The following is a 17,573-nucleotide window of genomic DNA, read 5'->3' on the forward strand; positions in this document are numbered from 1 at the left end:
AAAATTCAAGGCTTAGATTTTTTAATCTGAGCCTTTTTATGATTATCAATAAATTAATCAAAACAATTTCACTAGTTTTAGATTGGTGTCGTCTTTTTTATAGCCTAAGATAATCAAAACAGAAAAAATGCATCTTTTATTAAGCAAAATGATTGATGAATAAATTTTTACTCTCAAGATCTTCAATTAAAAATTGAACAAGAGTCATTTTAGAGGATTAAATTCATTTGTAGCTTAGAGAAATATTATAAAATCCTTAAGTTGTGAAAAATAAAAAATCATCATCGTATATTTTTCATTAAATAAAATAGTATGAAAAGAGCTATTAATTTAGCTTAAATTGAATTTTAAAATATTTTTGTGACAAATTTAAATTTAAGGTCTGAATTTTGTATTTTTAGTTCAGAAATCAGAATGTATGAAAAAAGTATTTAATCCTAAATTTTTATTTTTAATTGTCAGTGTAAGCACCATTTTATATTCATGTAAAAAAGAAAATGCCGATGTTTCTAATCCTAAAAACCAACAAGCGATCTCTGAAAAAGTATCTGAAGTAGCAAAAAATCCGGATTCTGTAGTTACGGAACCGGCAAAAGAATCTATTGCGCCAATGATTCAGGAAAATGGTTTTTATAGCGGTATTATTTTCCCAAAAGATAAAAAGCTTAGAGATTCACTTTATACAGATTTTGAAAAACGATATACAGCAGAACAGCGATATTCTATTTTAGCACTCAACAGAATAGATTCTAAATTCAGAAGAAGTGCAGACACACTGGTAATTCCTGCCAAAATAGATTCTACGTTGATGTCTTATTCGCCATTTCCTATCCAGTTGGATGTCTTGAATGACGTAAAGAAATTTGTAATTTTTTCATACCCAATTCAAGCTTACGGAGTATATTCTAATGGGAATTTGGTAAAATGGGGACCTACAAGTATGGGTAAAAAAACAGCGCAAACCACGAGAGGACTTACATTTGCCAACTGGAAGAAAAAATTGGCAATATCAACCGTAAAAAGTGAGTGGAAGCTGCCTTATAATTTTAATATTCATAATCTTGGTGGTATAGGTTGGCACGAGTATGAGCTTCCCGGATATCCTGCATCACACTCATGTCTCAGACTGTTGAGAAAAGATGCGATGTGGCTCTATTCATACGCAGATACATGGATTTTGAATCCAGGAGGTGCTACTACGAAAGCAAAAGGAACTCCTGTGATGGTTTTTGGAGATTACAAATGGGGCGGCCAAAAACCTTGGCGAAAACTATTATCTGATCCCAATGCCAATAATATTTCAGTAGAAGAAATGGAAGCTTTACTAAAACCTCACATGGAAAAAATGATAAAAGAACAGACTAATAGAGAGAAAGTTGCAGATTCAATTTCACAATCTAAAGCTTTGGAGGCTCAGAAAATTCAAGAATCAGGTGAGGTTGGCAATTGATCTTTGCTTTCGAAATTTAGCGTAGATTCTTCTGCGAATTTTCTAAGTTTCAACATTTCTTTTTTCCCTTTGAACTGTCCGAATCTTGCTGCAGCATAAGTAAGGCCAATAAAAAATAACATCACAAAAGACGCAGTGAGTGCCCAAGGGTACTCATTGCTTTTTATTTGTTTTTCTACATAAAACATCGTGAAGAAAGTCATCCAAAAAATGGTAAATAGAAAGTAGAGGAACATAAAAAACGTCCAGACTGCTGAGCTGGGACCAAAAATACCTCGTACAACAGTTTTGCCGTCTTCTGTCTCGGTGCGCAAGGCAAGTTGAGGATTCCAGTAGTTATCCTCGGGTGTTTTTACGCAGATGGTTGCAACTTCATTATTTACATTGCCTTCAAATTCATCAGAGTGAGAATTGAGATATTCTTTAAGATTGATAGCATAATCTTCTTTTGAAAGAAGACTAAACATTTTGAATCTAGGTCTGTTTCTTATTTTGTCTAAAGTAGTTTCTTCTGTATTCATATTTTATTCTTGGTAAGGTATGGGGTCTTCTAAAGTAAAGCTCAAAGTTATTTTTTTATCTTTTCTTTCAATTTCTATATCAAAGCTTTTGCCTTCTTCAGATTTCATCAAATCTACCATTTTTTGCATCGTCATATCTGAAGTATTTTTTCCGTTTATTTTAATTAAAAGATCATCTTTCTGAAATCCTGCCTTTTGCGCAGGAGAATCTTTTCTTACACCAGCAATAGAAAAAATAGGTTTTAGAACAAATTTGTACTGCAATGTATTGTTAATAACTTCCGTACTTTGCAAATCGATACCTTTTTTTCCTTCTAAACGCATTAGATCTTGTTCCCATTGTAGACCGTCTTGTTTAAAATCTAGGCCACTCATATTAAAATGAAAAGGGTCTTCAAAATCCCTGTTTTTTCTCAAATATAATTTTTCATTTTTGTAATCAAACGCAACAGTGAATCTTCGAAATATTTCACTTCCTATTGATCCCTTTCTGTCTTTTACCAAGCTTAGATTTTGTATAGAATATTCATCCGGCATAGCAGTCAGAGGTTTTTCAAATTTAAATTTCCCTAAATAAAAATTGTGTATACGGCTTCTTTTGCCAAAAATATCACCATTAAAGCCTCTTCCTAAATAATCATCAATATTCGGGCGATTATACACGAAATTTTTTATAAGAGTAGGGAAGAGCCAAATTGCATCAGCATTTCCTAGGTCTAAAAGTAGTTTTGAAGGTTTTGGCTCATTGGTCATTTCTATTTTTGCCTCAATGTATGGTTTAAATTTTTCTACGGTAATAGTAAATTCTTCAAATTTTTTAATCTTTGATTTAAAAATTTGATCATCAGAAAAAACCGTTATTTTTTTTGATGTATAATCAATAATAATCTGATGATTTTTAAAAAACTGATAACCAATAATACCATTTACGGGAATTCCAATATGAGATGAGATGTTAAAATCAGGATCTGCGATGATGAAAAAAGAAAAACTGTTGTTTATGAAGTTTTCCCCAATTTTAGCGGTATTTCCTTCAGATTTAAAACCTTCAATGCTTCCACTGGCACCAAGACCTGTAAAAGTCATTTTTTCTAATTTACTGAGTTTCATTTCTTTGTTTTCGAGACTGAAAATCGTAGTTTCATTGACGCCGGTATCCAAAAAAAACGTAAGTTCTACACCGTTCACTTCAATGGGAATAAAAATTAAATTATTAATTAGCTGAAAAGGAATCACTATTTTCTTAGCCTCTTTCATTTCAAAAGAATTTTGAGCATCGGAAAAAATACTAACCAGAAGTAAAAGAAAAATAACGAAAGATTTCATTGAATGAATTTAATAAATAAATCCTTTGATACCATAAAAAAAACATCTTCAGAATATGAAAATGTTTTCTATGTGAATTATTGTATTGTATATGAGTTATTTAGCAAAAAATTCCATCAAATCAATGTAATTTTTTTGGTTAACCCCATGACCGTTCATGTATTCTCTAAATGTGAAATAACAACTCAAATCATAAAGCATATCTGCAGCTTTTCTTCCCCATTCTAAAGGGATAATGGCATCGTCTGTTCCGTGGGAAATGAAAAATCTTAGATTTTCAAGTTTTCTTTTGTCTTTTATAATATTGGGAAGCAATTTTTCTTCCGGATAAGTGCTCATCAAAGCTATTTTATTAAATAATTCCGGATGTCTGAGCGCTAAAGCATAAGAAAGAATTCCGCCCTGGCTGAAACCACATAGATGGGTCTTGCTATCAGTCAATCCATAATTATTAATGATTTTCATAATGTTTTGAATGAGTACTTCAACCATTTCGTTTGCCTGATTGATATCTATAAAATTTTCAGGTGTGTTGAAATTGATGTCAAACCAAGAAAAGCCTTCATATTCTGTCGCTTTTGGTGCTCTGAAACTAATGAGAATCCAGTCTGAAGGAAGACCTTCTCTAAAACTGAAAAGATCCTGCTCATTACTTCCATAACCGTGTAACATAAACAGAATTGGGGTAGAAGATGTAATTTGCTCTGGTTCTCTTACGATGTAATCTAAATTCATAGAGCAAATATAATCAATAAATCATGTTCAATCAAAAACTGCCAAATTCTGCAGGGTAGAAGTTTTTGAATAAAACTTATTTTTGATGATTTGATATATATTACAATGCATTATTGGAAAATTTTCATAAAAGTTATTTTTATATTGATAAAAATCCTATATTTGAATCATTAAAAATTTATCTGGAGAAATGAAGCATTTTTACACATCAAAAAGTTTACTTAAATTTTCTTTTTTATTCTTATTTGTTTTATCTGTATTTTCTTTGACTACATCTTGTAAAAACGACGATGATGAAGTGAAGTTTACAGATCATTTGGTGAGATTTGAAGTGAAAGGGGTAAAAGGAGGAGCACCCTCTGGTACAGAGATAGTAGTTTTGAAAACTATTGTTACTCAGGTAGGAACAAGCCAAAGTACAAAGTTTGACCCAGTGCAACCTGGTGTTCTTACTTGGTCTAGCGAAGAGTTTTTTGTAAACTCAAGCCAAGCACAGCTTAATCTTGACGCTAATGCAATTTTACCAAATGGTGATTCTCAATTGATTGCTACAATCTATGTAGATGGTGACGTAGCAGTTACAAAAAAAATAACAGGATCGGGAAACAAAAGTGTTTCAGTAGATTTCAGCTTTTTAGAGTTATAAGTAAAAGTGTTAAACTTTTAAGATATAAAAAAACCGCCGATTGGCGGTTTTTTAGTTTTCATTATATTGCTTTTATAATAAAATAGTTTTTCTTTCCTTTTTGTAGTAAAAGAAATTTGCCATCTATTAAATCGCTTTCTACAGCAGAGTATTGATCGTCAACTTTCTCTTTGTTTACTGATATGGAATTTCCTTTCAATTCTCTCGTGGCTTCACTTTTAGATTTTAGAAATTCTGATTTTTCTGTTAGCAGTTCAATAATATTAATTCCTAAAACATCTGTTTTTGCAAGCTCTTTCTGAGGAACGCCATCAAAAATTTCAAGAAAAATTTCTTCATCCAAACTTACCAAGTCATCAGCAGTAGATCTTCCGAAGAGAATTTCGGATGCTTTTACCGCTTTTTCAAACTCTTCTCGTCCATGAACCCAAACTGTAACTTCCTCAGCCAGCTTTTTCTGAAGTTTTCTCTCGTGAGGAGCTGTTTTGTGTTCTTCAATTAAAGCTTCAATTTCTTCCTTAGGTAAAAAAGTATAGAATTTGATGAATCTTTCAGCATCAGTGTCGGTAGCATTCAACCAAAACTGGTAGAATTTATAAGGTGAAGTTTTCTTTTTATCTAACCAATAATTTTCGCCACTTTCAGATTTTCCAAACTTAGAACCGTCCGCCTTTGTAATTAAAGGAACCGTGAGCGCGAAAGCAGTTCCCTGTGCTTTTCTACGGATTAATTCAGTCCCAGTAGTGATATTTCCCCATTGATCTGAACCGCCCATTTGAAGTTTCACGCCATTGTTTTGGTATAAATGCAAAAAGTCATAACCTTGAATTAACTGATAAGTAAATTCCGTAAAACTCATTCCATCTGCACCAGCTTCACCAGAAAATCTTTTCTTCACAGAATCTTTCGCCATCATGTAGTTTACTGTGATGTTTTTCCCAACATTTTTTGCGAAATCAAGGAAAGAAATATTTTTCATCCAGTCGTAATTATTGACCAATTCAGCTTTGTTGGCTTCACTTCCTTCAAAATTCAAGAATCTGGATAATTGATTTTTCAGGCAGTCAACATAATGAAGAAGCGTTTCTTCATCAAGGAGATTTCTCTCTGCAGATTTCCCAGAAGGATCACCAATCATTCCTGTAGCGCCTCCTACCAATGCGATTGGTTTGTGACCATGCTCTTGGAAGTGGGCCAAAATTTTAATCTGAATCAAACTTCCGATATGCAAAGAATCTGCGGTAGGATCAAACCCGATATAAGCAGTTGTCATTTCCTTATCAAGTTGCTCATCTGTTCCGGGCATCATGTCTGCAAAAAGACCGCGCCATTTCAGTTCTTCAATAAAAGGGTTCATTATTTTCTGTTTAAAATTTAATTTACAAAGATAGAAAAATTACAATGTAAGGTTTAGAGTTTGATGTCTAAAGTTTTGAGTTTAAATTTAAAATCAGTTATATTTGTTCGTAATGAACGACGAACAATTATTTTTGCTCATTTCCAAAGCCAAGGATAAAGACCAAAAGGCACAAACACGACTTATCAACATTTTTTGGGTTGATGTTTTTTCGTTTGTGATGAAAAAAGTGAGAGACGAAAACGATGCCGACGAAATCACCGTCAATGTTTTCTCTAAAGTTTTGTCTAAATTGGATATGTATGATCCTCATTTTCAGTTTAAAACCTGGGTTTTAACCATTGCCCAAAATACAATTATTGATTTTTGGAGAAAGAAATCTCGTGAGAATCAAGATCCTACAGAAAATCTAGATGAGGTAAAAAATCATTTTGCAAAATCTCCAGAAGAACTCATGATTTCAGATGAAGAGCAAAAGAAAATCATAAAAACCATAGAATCTCTGGATAAAAATTATCAGGATATTTTAAGACTCCGATTTTTTGAAGAAAAAAGCATTAAAGAAATTGCTGATGAATTGGGAATTTCTGTTGCCAATACCAAAGTAAGAGTGATGCGGGCTAAAAAAGTTTTGGCTGAGTTGCTGAAAAATAATGATTTTAATGAATAAATGGTTTAATATGAATTTGATAAAGAAGTTTTTGGCGAAAAATATTTTGTAATTAATAATAATTACTTTGATAAACCTGAAAAATGTGCAACGTTGAAAAAGGCGGAACCATGATGATGAAACCTTTACTTTTTCACGCTTCAAACCGTTCTGCAAATGGAAAGAAAAGGAGAGTCATTCCTATTGAGTTTTCCAATCAAGAATTGCCGGAGGAATTGCAGTGTTCGGAGAGAATGAATTAATTTTAGTATAATCGATTGGCTAAAGCCGAATGTGATTATCATTTAATTGTTGAAGGTTCTGAAGCTGTTTTTTAGATACTAAACAAAAAAACCTCTTCCAATCGAAAGAGGTTTCATTATTTTAAATCAAAAATTTCTACTTCACAGAAATCTCATCCACAAAAATATAAGCATCACCACCTGATCCCTGATGCCACTCCGGAAGTTTTCCAAAATGATAGGCTTTTACTTTTAGGTAACGCGCTTCCGTTGGAAGAATTTCAGTAAAGAAATCTTTCACCTGAACATTGGTATCTTTTGGATCAACATTATTTTCTAAAGTTTTCACAAGAATGAATGTTTTTCCATCCATAGAAGCGTAATATTCCACTTTTTTAGGCATCAAAATCCATGCTCGGCTGTCTTGTAAATAGGTTGAGGAGATATACTTGATTTGCTGAGGAGATTTAAAATCAATAATTGCTTCCACAGTTTGTCCTTGGTAACCTTGCCATTCGCCTTTTCTCCAGTTTACATCACCATTGATGCCGTCAATTAAAGCCAATTTTCCACCTGCTGTATATTGCGGATTAACGTTTGAATTGATGGTAATATCCCAATGATTTGGTTTTCTGTTGAAATTGGCTGTGGTGATACCGCTTTTCTCACCATTTCTTTCTGCGTAAGTGGAAACTTGTGTTGTTTTGCTGATGGTAAAAGGCTCTTTATACACTTTAAAAGTTTTTCTTACGTTGGCATCATTTTCATCTAAAGTGATGTAATACACTTTATCTTTCTCTTTCAAAGGATTGATTTTTACCTGAGTGGTAAACTCAAAAAGACGATCTGCATTGATAACAGGTGAAGCAGTCTGCTCTGCATATTTCATGTCTTTAACAGGTTTTATATTTTCAAAACCTAGTTTTTTAAGCTCACTTTTTGGAGTGTTTTTCGTAATGATTCTTGTTGTTCCGTCTTCCAAATGCAATTTAATTTCATCAAAATAAGGCGTTACAGTTTCCCATTCAGGTTTCCCAGGAGTAACGGAATAAATTCCCATAGAGCTTAAAATAAACCATGAACTCATTTGTCCACAATCTTCATTTCCAATCAAACCATCAGGAGTGTTTTTGTAGAAATTATCAAGAATATATTTGATTTTTTCTTCTGTTTTCTGTGGTTTATCAACGAAATTATAAAGGTAAGCGATGTGATGGCTTGGCTCGTTTCCTTGAGCGTATTGCCCCATTAATCCAGTAATATCAACTTGTTCTCTTCCTGTGGTTTTATCGGGAGCAGAGAAAATAGCATCAATAAACTGTTCAAATTTTTCTTTTCCGCCATGAGCCTCAATTAAACCCGGAATATCCTGCGGAACGGAATAAGAGTAGTGCCACGAATTTCCCTCTGTATAATTGTTATTGACTTCACTCGGATCAAACGGTTCGTACCAGTTTCCGTTCTTTCTTGCCTGCATAAAACCGTTTTTCGGATTGTAAAGGTTTTTCCAGTTTTGAGAACGTTTCATGAAGTATTCGTAGTCTTCTTTTTTGTTTAAAATTTTTGCCATTTGAGCGATACACCAGTCGTCATAGGCATATTCTAAAGTTTTAGAAACGCTTTCATGCTCATCATCAATACTGATGTAATTTTTCTGTTTGTAAGCATTCAAACCAAAAATGTCCTGCATTGCAGAATTTTTTGAAGCTTCAAATGCTTTTTCGTAATCAAAACCTGTAATTCCTTTTGCCATCGCATCGGCAATGACGGAAACGCCATGATAACCGATCATACATTCTGTTTCATTGGAAGCCAGTTCCCAAACCGGAATTCTACCGCCTTGTTCACGTTGTTTAATGAAGGTATTAACGAAATCTGCCGTTCTTTTTCTGTCTATTAAAGACATCAAAGGATGTGCACCTCTGAAAGTATCCCAAAGCGAGAAAACGGAGTAGTACTCGAAATCTTTGGCAATGTAAAATTTATTGTCTCTTCCACGGTATTTTCCGTCAACATCCATATTGATATTAGGTTGAGTGAAAACGTGGTATAAAGCGGTGTAGAAAACGGTCAGTTTGTCTTTTTCAGAAGATTTAACTTCAATTTTGGATAGTTCTTTGTTCCAATCTGATTCGGCTTGTCTTTTAATGGTTTCAAAATCAGTTGAATTTCCTTCAGCAAGCATATTTTTTCCTGCACCTTCATAACCTGTGGGAGAAATCGCCACTTTTACACTGATTTTTTCACCTTTTTTGACTGCTGAAGTAAATGCTAAACCTAATTTAGTTCCTGAAAAAGTATTGTTTTCATTTTTACCATTAAAATCTTTTTTCGAAAGTTTCATCGGTTTTGAGAACACAATTCTTGCATAGATGTATTGATTGGTCGCCCAAGCTTCACTTCTTCGGAAAACTTCAATGGTTTTGCTGTCAATAATTTTCACTTCACCTTCCAATAATTTATCTCTGTGATTTAAATCTAAAATAATATTGGCATTTCCGGCCTTGTTGAATGTGTATTCATGATAACCCACTCTTTTTGTTGTCGTTAAACGTACATCGATATTGTGTTTGTCCAACTTAACCGAATAAAATCCTGCTGTTGCCTTCTCGTTTTTGTGCGAAAATTTTGACGAATATTCTTTCGGAGTCAGTCCTGGATTTCCCATTGTCGGCATCAGCATAATGTCTCCGTAATCCGAAACTCCTGTACCGTTCAAATGGGTATGAGAAAAACCGTAAATCACCGAATCCGAATAATGATAACCGCTGCAGCCATCCCAGCTTCCATCAATTCTGGTGTCTGGAGAAAGCTGAACCATCCCGAAAGGCACGATTGCTCCGGGAAAAGTATGACCGTGACCGCCCGTTCCGATGAAGGGATTCACGTATTGCGAATAATTTTGAGAAAATAAAGTATGACTAATCAATCCTAAAAGAATGAATAAAAATTTTTGCATGAGTTTAAAATTTAAATCGCCCTAAAATACACAAATTTTAAGTCAACAAAAGAATTTATCTATCAGTCTCTTTATTTATTCTAAATAGCTAAAATTTCCGTAAATTTGTATCCAATTTATATTTTTATGTTGACTAAAGAAAAGGTTCAGGATTTCCTTAAAGAAATAGAAGTAGATGATTTGGTGAGTAACTTTCAGGTAATGGGCAGCGATGTGTATATCGACATGACCGCTCATTCACCTGCAATGCACGAAAAAAAGAAGCTTGAAGCAGCAATGAAACAGGCTTTTGCAAGTGAATTCGGAGAAGAAATAAATTTAAAACTAAAAATAGTTTCTCCCGAGCCAAGTGAAGTACAGCTAAGTCAGATTAAAGGAAAACAAATCCCAGGAATTCAAAATATTATTGCCATCGCATCCGGAAAAGGAGGTGTTGGTAAATCTACAGTTGCTGCCAATCTTGCGGTAACTTTAGCAAAAATGGGTTTTAAAGTGGGAATTTTAGATGCCGATATTTACGGGCCGTCTGTTCCTACCATGTTTGATACAGAAGGTCAGAAGCCTATTTCTGTAGAAATTGACGGGAAAAATTTGATGAAACCTATTGAAAATTACGGTGTGAAAATGCTTTCTATCGGTTATTTTTCAGGAGCGAATCAAGCGGTAGTTTGGAGAGGTCCGATGGCTTCAAAAGCTTTGAACCAGATGATTAGAGATGCAGCTTGGGGAGAATTAGATTTCTTATTGATTGATCTTCCTCCGGGAACAGGTGATATTCATTTGTCTATTATTCAGGAAGTTCCGGTAACGGGAGCGGTAATTGTAAGTACACCTCAACACGTTGCTTTAGCAGATGTGAGAAAGGGTATTGCCATGTTTAATATGGAAAGTATCAACATTCCAGTTTTGGGATTGATAGAAAATATGGCGTATTTTACACCAGAAGAATTACCAGACAATAAATATTATATCTTTGGAAACCAAGGGGCGCAATATTTGGCAGACGATTTAAATATTCCAGTGTTGGGAGAAATTCCGTTGATACAGAGCATCAGAGAAGCAGGAGATGTGGGAAGACCTGCAGCGCTTCAGGAAGGCTCTAAAATTGCTGAAATTTATACAGATACTGCAAGAAAAATGGTAGAGAGTTTAGTAGAAAGAAATAAGTTTCTACCGCCTACAGAAGCCGTGAAAATCACGACAATGGCAGGTTGCTCACCAAAAAAATAAAAAAAAGATTTCAAATACATTTTTGAAAACAAAAACCAAATATGGAGACAAATATAGCACACGAACATACTGTAACCAAGGTATTGGAAGCTCTGGAAAGCATTCGTCCGTTTTTGAATAAAGACGGGGGCGATATCGAGCTTTTGGATGTAAAAGATAATACCGTTTTTGTAAAACTTCTGGGAAACTGTTCGGCATGTTCTCTTAATTTCTCAACATTGAAATTAGGCGTTGAAAATACCATCAAGCAACACGCTCCCGAAATTGAAAAGGTAGTGAATGTAGAATAAAAAATACAACGATATATTTTTTGAAGACAGACTTTTGAGGTCTGTCTTTTTTATTGAAAATTCAAGTGGGTTAAAAATTGATTTTGTTAAAGAATTTCATGAGGTTTATTTTCGAGATTAAATTCTACAATTAAAGGTTTATGATCGCTGTAGATTGACCAATCTTCATATTTTCCAATTTCGACAGATTTTAAATTTTCAATAAAATATAGTGAAGCAAAGCAATAATCAATATGATAAGGTTTGTCTCTATGTCTATACATAAATAACGTTGGATGTTCTTCTTCTCCTTGTACTAGATTAAAGAACTTGTGATAAGTACTAAAGATTTGCTTTTCTTCTAATTTTGCTACAACAGTGGAATGATTTCCTATTCTTCTAGGTTTATCCCAAATTGTATTGCTGTTAAAATCTCCAACTAGAATTGTATTATTTTCAGAAAGTAGCTTTTCGTAATAATTTATTGCTTTCCAAATTTGTGTAACGTAAGCTCCGTCTTTATCTTCTGGGTTATTTGCCCAAATTGCAAATAAAATGAAGTAGATATTGCCATTTGTTACAGATATTGGAAGTACATTTTTGAAATTTGGATTATGACAATCCAGCAACTTCAATTTATAATTATTGAATGCAAAAATTCCGATACCTTTATTAGGGTTTTTTCCGTACCAAATTATATCATTGGGAATTTTCAATTCATCTGTGAACTTTAACTTTTCCTCATTTTCACATTCGGGAACAATCAAAATATCAGGGTTATGAGCAAAGATATGTTTTGCTTTATTTCGGAAAACCATATTGCAATTCCAAGTTATAATTTTCACAAATCTTAGTTTATTTTAATATGATTTAAAAATACAAAAAAGCCCCGAAAAAATCGAGGCTTTAACAAAATCAAATATAAAAATTTTACTTTACAATTACTCTTTTCACTTCGCCTTCTGAAGTTTTAATTAAATAAACTCCGGTGTTGAGTTTTGAAGTGTCGATGATTAAGGCAGATTTTTCTTTTCCAAGAAGCTTTCCGCTCATGTCGTACAGCTCGTAACCCTGAGCTCTGTTGAAGTATAAAGTATTTCCTTTGTTCACAGGGTTCGGGAAGATGTTGAAGGTTGTTTTTTCAGTTTTTATTTCGCCTGTAGATAGCGTTGGCGAAAGAGCAACTTCGTACATCGACAATGTGCCACTGATCTCGTTGGCAACGATGACATAAGGTTTTCCATTGTTCATATTTGCGGCAGGAATGAAGGTGATTCCTTCCGGACCGTTGTCGCCACCAAATGCAGAAGTTGATCTTGAATGTTTGTAATCTGTAAATGTTACATTGTTCGGATCTGTTACATTATAAACCATCACACCTCCGGTTCTTTCCAGAGTGATGAATGCGAAAGTTTGAGTTCCTATCGTTCCTAAAGTTACGCCTTCTGGTTCAGGACCTTTTGCACGACTTCGGCTTTTTGCACCGTTGGCTTCGTTATCGGCATTGAAAATCAATGGATGATTGGCTGCAACGTGTCTTTCAAACTGATCTCCGCTATCGAAAATCAATTGTTTTGTATCGGCATTGAAAATTGAGAATGAACGAGCTCCCAAAGCATGAATTTCTTCAAAATCAGCGTCTCCATCAGTATTTCCGTTCACATTGGTCACTCGGAATCTTCCTAGATTGTGAGAAGATTTTAAAATAGAAGCATTCGGGAATAATGCAGAATCTAAAGTATATCCGTTGGCTCCAACCGTTGTTCTCTCGCTGAACCCACCCAAATCTTTTTCGTCACCTTCGTTGGCTGTTACTAAATAATTGGTGTTTCCAACTTTAAAAGATGCCATAGCATCAGGATTGTAATACGTTTTTACAGGCCAGTTGGCAATTAAAACTTCTCCGTTATTGTCTGAGGCATCAAATCCGTTTCCAGGAAGGCTCATGTCTTTTTTACCTAATCCCCAAATTCCGTTTAGTGCTTTTGTTGCTAAATTAACTTCGATAATCGCATTGTTTTCCTGACAAGAAACCCATGCTTTCTGGCTGTCTGGACTGATGGCAATATATTCAGGTTCTAAATCTTGCGCTAAAGTGCTGGTAGATTTTACTTTTCTTCCTCCAGTCGCAGCTAAAGCAGCTTCCGTTCCGTTAAACTGAGTAAAACCAAGTGTGGTAACATTCGTCTGCGTTAAAGCCTGAATTCCGGCAACCGTTAAAGTAGGCACATCAATAATACTGATTGAACCTTCCGGATCTACGGTGTAGGCATCGTTGGGTTCTCCTTCGTTGGCTGTCATTATTTTGGTTCCGTCTGGTGAAAACGTAATCATATCCGGTAAAACGCCCACGTTAAGTTGTTTCAGGAACACGCCATTAATGTCGAAAAATACAACCGAACCATTTCCCTGAGGATTTGTTCCGTTGGGTGAAGCCACTGCGATAATTCCGTTCTTAACTGCGATACTTGTAATACCACCGTAAGGTGCCATGTTAACAGTTTGAATGACAGTTGGAGTGGTTGGATTTGAGAAATTGATGATGTCAAAAACATCCGTTAAAGAACTGATGGTAAATAATCTTTGTGTTGCAGCATCATGAACTACAATTTCAGTCGAACTTGTGTTGTTTCCTGAAGGATCAAAACTTCCGATATAATTTAATTGAATTTGGTTCGATGGAACAGGAGCAGCTTTATCATTATCAATAATATAAACAGTAGAATTGGCATCACCCGTAATCGTTGCATCAACCGGATTTTCTAGTCCAACCACGAAATATTCTGCTTGTTGCTCTTCTAAAGTATCGTCGATAATTGGAATATTTACACTTACACTTGCAGTAGAAGGAGTAATGTTAATGGTTTGATTAGTCAAAGTAAAATCACTGCTGTTGGCAGAGTTGAAAGACGCAGGTTTTACCACCAAATTAACCGTTGCGTTGGAGGGATTGGTTACATTGATTTTGAATGTTAAAGTTCCTGTATTTTCAGTGACTTTAATTAAATTTTTATCTAAAGAAAGGCTCGTTCCTGCTGTAGTGAAAGTACTTGAAGTAGCTGTAATTACTGCATTGTCGCTGGTGTCTTCAACTAAATTGGGTTTTAAAGCTAAATAGTATGCTTGATTCGGAACCAAACCAGCCGTTGGAATGACTGTAATTGCATTGTTGGCGAAAGTCGTAGTGAAAGGAATAACAGTTCCCGTTGCGTTGTTTAATCTTAATTCAACCAAACTTTGAGCGTTAGCAGAAGTGATTGCAGAGTTGTCAATTAATCTCACATTTTCGTTAAACGTAATTGTAGGATTTACTGTTGTAGAAGCGTTGTTCACGTTATTTGAAGGCAAATACGCAACGGTTGGTGGGGTAGTATCTGTTCCGCCAATTGAAGTGGCATCCAGCGTAAAATTATCAAATCTATTGTTTCCAACGGCGCCTCCGCTACCTTGAGAGAATTCTACTTTTAATTTGAAATTGGGGTTGTTTGAAACTCCTGCAACTCCTGAAAAATCAAATGTAATCAGTTGAGGATTGGCGTCTTGTGAAGTTACCGTCTGATAAGGAATAAAAGTAGTTCCGTCTAAAGAGTAAAACCAATTCTGATTTCCTGCTCCCGAACCAGATCTTCTTGTTGTGAATTTTACAACAACATTATTATATCCGGTGGTAGGTAGAAGGAACTGTACATTTCCGTTGATAGGATAATTGTATCTTAAATGAGTTCCGGAAGCATCTCCGTTTCTTGCGTTTAAATTATCAATATTGAAATTCTGATTGGTGCCGTTTGCAAAATCAATGAAGGTATCTGTATTTCCTGTTCCCGTAGAAACTGCAGTGATAGAGCCGTTCAAAAGTGTTGAAGCAGGAGTGGTAATTGCAGTAACAGAAGCGTTGTTATTAAAATTCCAGTAATGAACCAGCGTGGATTGTGCGGCAAGTGCTCCGTGAAATAATGCTGCTATAGGTAATAGACTTCTCAAAAGGTATTTATTCTTCATTTTTATTCAATTTTTAGATTGTTGCAAAAATGAATCTTATACGTTGTGAGGCTTTTACGGGAAGATTATGAAATGGTTAAATGTTTTGGTTAGAAATGTTATAGTTTTAAATTATTATTAAATATTGTTAGCATCACAAAAATAATAAAATGACTTTTCATTTTAATTGTATTTGGTCAAATTATTCTTCATCAGGGAGAAGTCCTGTTGTATGACCGCTTACTTTTCCTGATTCTTCAATAGATTTCATTTTCTTTTTTTCTAAAAATTTTCCTGTCCATGGATTAAAAACATAAACATCAAATTTATATATAATACCTTTCCTATTTTCTGATTTTTTATAATGAATTTTGTCAACTAGATTTGTAATATAATATCTAAAATTACCATTATAAAACTCTTTAGTTTTCAAGCTTTCCCAAACTAAATAATCTTGAACTTTCCCACTATTGTTGCTGTTAAGTCCTTTTTTATTTGCAGTTGCGATTGCATCATCTTTTGAAATTCTAAATATTTTATTTTTTTCTTTAATTTTCTCAAAACCAGCGTAATTGTAATAATGTTCTTGGGGAACAAACTGTCCGTTTTTATCAATTTCAATTCGTAAGTAGGTTGGCTTATCATTTTTTTTTAATCTAATACTGTAATCGAAAATAAAGCGATTGGGTCTAGCTGTCAAGGGTTCATCCCACGAACCTACATATTTACTATTTTCATATGCAGAACAATAAAACTCGAAAATCACATGATTATTCATGAATTTTTCACCATAATTTTCAAGAATCAATTTATCTGCTTTTTTTTTCGTCTCAACTAATAAATCGTGATATGGGTAAAGATTTGAATTAATAATACAAGTATTTTTATCATAATCTCTAGAGTACATCAAATCACCGTCTTCATTGTATTCTTGCCAAAAGCCTAGCCGTTTATGTTGTTTTGTGGTCCAGCCTTTACTTTTTAATTTTAGTGTGTCATTGATAAATGTAACTTTACTCCAAATAGAATCTTTATACTTATATATTTCATTGAAAACTTTGTATTTTGAGTTTTTAATTATTTCAACATGGGTACTATCAGTCTCTATTATTTTCTTTTCAAATTGGGCATAAAAAAATATATTGAGAAAAGTAAGATTGATTATTATAATTTTCTTTAAATACATAATTCTTTACTTTAATCATTCAGAAACTTGAGTTATTATGATTACTTCCGTTAAGCAGAATTTGAATGATGAAATTTTTTACTTATAACCTGTATAACATCATTCCTCCCCCGAAACCCTCTCATAAATATTATGAATCAACCCATCCGCCACAGAAATTTTCGGAACAAAAATCTTGTTGATATCTGCCCAATGCATCACAAAATTGTAAATTTTCAACGCATGAACCAAAACATCAGCTCTGTCTTCTCGGAAGCCGTATTTGGTCATTCTTTCTTTTACAGTTAGACTATTAAATTCTTTGTAAGCATTTTTTAGATAAGCAATTGACATTGGTTTGCCATCTTTGGTTTTGCTCATTGAGAACACTTTGTTGATGTTTCCGCCAGAACCGATGGCGACAATTTGTTTTTTGCTGTTGATGTTGGCTTTTATTTCCTCTTTCATTTCTTTCCAGTTGTCTTCTGTAACGAGATTGTTGAGAAGACGGATGGTTCCGATGTTGAAAGATTTTTCGTAGACCATTTTGTCATTTTCGTAGAAAGTAAGTTCGGTAGAGCCACCACCAACATCTACATAAAGATAGGCGAAATCTTTGTCAAGACCTTCTGCAACATGGTTTTCATAAACTAAAGTCGCTTCTTCGTCTCCTGAAATAATTTCAATGACGAGATCGGCTTGTTTTTTTACTTTTTCAATAATCTGCTTTCCATTTTCGGCATCACGCATCGCACTTGTGGCGCAGGCTCTGTAGTGTTCAACTTTATAAACCTTCATCAAATCGCTAAAAATTTTCATTGAATCCAAGATCATTTTTTCACGCTCTTCGCCAATTTTTCCAATTGTGAAAACATCCATACCCAATCGTAAAGGTATTCGTAGGAGATTTAATTTTATAAATTCTGGTTTTCCGTTTTGAATTTTCACCTCGTTGATTAAAAGTCGGGCTGCATTACTTCCTATGTCTATCGCTGCAATGATCATTTTTAGATTGTATTTTATTGAATTTCAGTTGTTTAATTTAA

At 34.1% G+C, this 17,573-nt stretch carries 15 protein-coding genes; 6 read left to right on the forward strand and 9 right to left on the reverse strand.

Annotated elements, in window-relative coordinates:
• Positions 1-418 precede the first annotated feature (418 nt).
• Positions 419-1,450 (forward strand): L,D-transpeptidase, encoded by a 1,032-nt coding sequence (locus tag BW939_RS04175; protein WP_076450199.1) that lies wholly within the window; start codon positions 419-421, stop codon positions 1,448-1,450.
• Here BW939_RS04175 and BW939_RS04180 read toward each other — a convergent pair.
• The 3 genes from BW939_RS04180 to BW939_RS04190 form a co-directional block, all read right to left on the reverse strand.
• Positions 1,423-1,971, reverse strand: a complete 549-nt coding sequence (locus BW939_RS04180; protein WP_076450200.1) for a hypothetical protein — start codon at positions 1,969-1,971, stop codon at positions 1,423-1,425. The two genes, BW939_RS04175 and BW939_RS04180, sit on opposite strands and share 28 nt — an antisense overlap.
• Before the next feature lie 3 nt (positions 1,972-1,974).
• Positions 1,975-3,297: a PDZ domain-containing protein gene (locus BW939_RS04185; RefSeq protein ID WP_076450202.1), complete on the reverse strand. Its 1,323-nt coding sequence runs from the start codon at positions 3,295-3,297 to the stop codon at positions 1,975-1,977.
• Between the two features lie 96 nt (positions 3,298-3,393).
• Positions 3,394-4,032 carry an alpha/beta hydrolase gene (locus tag BW939_RS04190; protein WP_076450203.1) on the reverse strand — a complete coding sequence of 213 codons (639 nt, stop codon included), beginning with the start codon at positions 4,030-4,032 and terminating at the stop codon, positions 3,394-3,396.
• 190 nt (positions 4,033-4,222) lie between these two features.
• Between BW939_RS04190 and BW939_RS04195 the strand changes: the two genes are divergently transcribed.
• Positions 4,223-4,678, forward strand: a complete 456-nt coding sequence (locus BW939_RS04195) for a hypothetical protein (RefSeq protein ID WP_076450205.1) — start codon at positions 4,223-4,225, stop codon at positions 4,676-4,678.
• A gap of 61 nt (positions 4,679-4,739) precedes the next feature.
• On the opposite strand, the gene tyrS is transcribed toward BW939_RS04195, so the two are convergent.
• Positions 4,740-6,035 (reverse strand): tyrosine--tRNA ligase, encoded by a 1,296-nt coding sequence (tyrS, locus tag BW939_RS04200; RefSeq protein ID WP_076450206.1) that lies wholly within the window; start codon positions 6,033-6,035, stop codon positions 4,740-4,742.
• Between the two features lie 112 nt (positions 6,036-6,147).
• Between tyrS and BW939_RS04205 the strand changes: the two genes are divergently transcribed.
• Both BW939_RS04205 and BW939_RS04210 read left to right on the forward strand, forming a co-directional pair.
• Positions 6,148-6,705 carry an RNA polymerase sigma factor gene (locus BW939_RS04205; protein ID WP_076450208.1) on the forward strand — a complete coding sequence of 186 codons (558 nt, stop codon included), beginning with the start codon at positions 6,148-6,150 and terminating at the stop codon, positions 6,703-6,705.
• An 83-nt stretch (positions 6,706-6,788) separates the two neighbouring features.
• Complete coding sequence (locus BW939_RS04210; RefSeq protein WP_185115852.1) at positions 6,789-6,947, forward strand: hypothetical protein; 159 nt, start codon at positions 6,789-6,791, stop codon at positions 6,945-6,947.
• 136 nt (positions 6,948-7,083) lie between these two features.
• Here BW939_RS04210 and BW939_RS04215 read toward each other — a convergent pair whose 3' ends face one another.
• Complete coding sequence (locus BW939_RS04215; RefSeq protein ID WP_076450209.1) at positions 7,084-9,885, reverse strand: GH92 family glycosyl hydrolase; 2,802 nt, start codon at positions 9,883-9,885, stop codon at positions 7,084-7,086.
• Positions 9,886-10,011: 126 nt separating this feature from the next.
• Here BW939_RS04215 and BW939_RS04220 point away from each other — a divergent pair, with 126 nt between their 5' ends.
• The gene (locus tag BW939_RS04220) at positions 10,012-11,115 is read left to right on the forward strand and encodes an Mrp/NBP35 family ATP-binding protein (protein WP_076450211.1); all 1,104 of its coding nucleotides are present in this window, start codon (positions 10,012-10,014) and stop codon (positions 11,113-11,115) included.
• A 41-nt stretch (positions 11,116-11,156) separates the two neighbouring features.
• A complete protein-coding gene (locus BW939_RS04225; protein ID WP_076450212.1) occupies positions 11,157-11,405 on the forward strand; it encodes a NifU family protein in 249 nt (82 codons plus the stop codon).
• An 86-nt stretch (positions 11,406-11,491) separates the two neighbouring features.
• Here the strand turns inward: BW939_RS04225 and BW939_RS04230 are convergent, their stop codons facing one another.
• The 4 genes from BW939_RS04230 to BW939_RS04245 form a co-directional block, all read right to left on the reverse strand.
• A complete protein-coding gene (locus BW939_RS04230) occupies positions 11,492-12,229 on the reverse strand; it encodes an exonuclease/endonuclease/phosphatase family protein (RefSeq protein ID WP_076450214.1) in 738 nt (245 codons plus the stop codon).
• Between the two features lie 85 nt (positions 12,230-12,314).
• The gene (locus BW939_RS04235; RefSeq protein WP_076450216.1) at positions 12,315-15,383 is read right to left on the reverse strand and encodes a choice-of-anchor I family protein; all 3,069 of its coding nucleotides are present in this window, start codon (positions 15,381-15,383) and stop codon (positions 12,315-12,317) included.
• 181 nt (positions 15,384-15,564) lie between these two features.
• Positions 15,565-16,548, reverse strand: a complete 984-nt coding sequence (locus tag BW939_RS04240; RefSeq protein ID WP_076450217.1) for a hypothetical protein — start codon at positions 16,546-16,548, stop codon at positions 15,565-15,567.
• Positions 16,549-16,647: 99 nt separating this feature from the next.
• Positions 16,648-17,532: a Ppx/GppA phosphatase family protein gene (locus BW939_RS04245; protein WP_076450219.1), complete on the reverse strand. Its 885-nt coding sequence runs from the start codon at positions 17,530-17,532 to the stop codon at positions 16,648-16,650.
• Positions 17,533-17,573: the final 41 nt, after the last annotated feature.

Source organism: Chryseobacterium piscicola, from assembly GCF_900156685.1.
Taxonomy (GTDB): Bacteria; Bacteroidota; Bacteroidia; order Flavobacteriales; family Weeksellaceae; genus Chryseobacterium; species Chryseobacterium piscicola.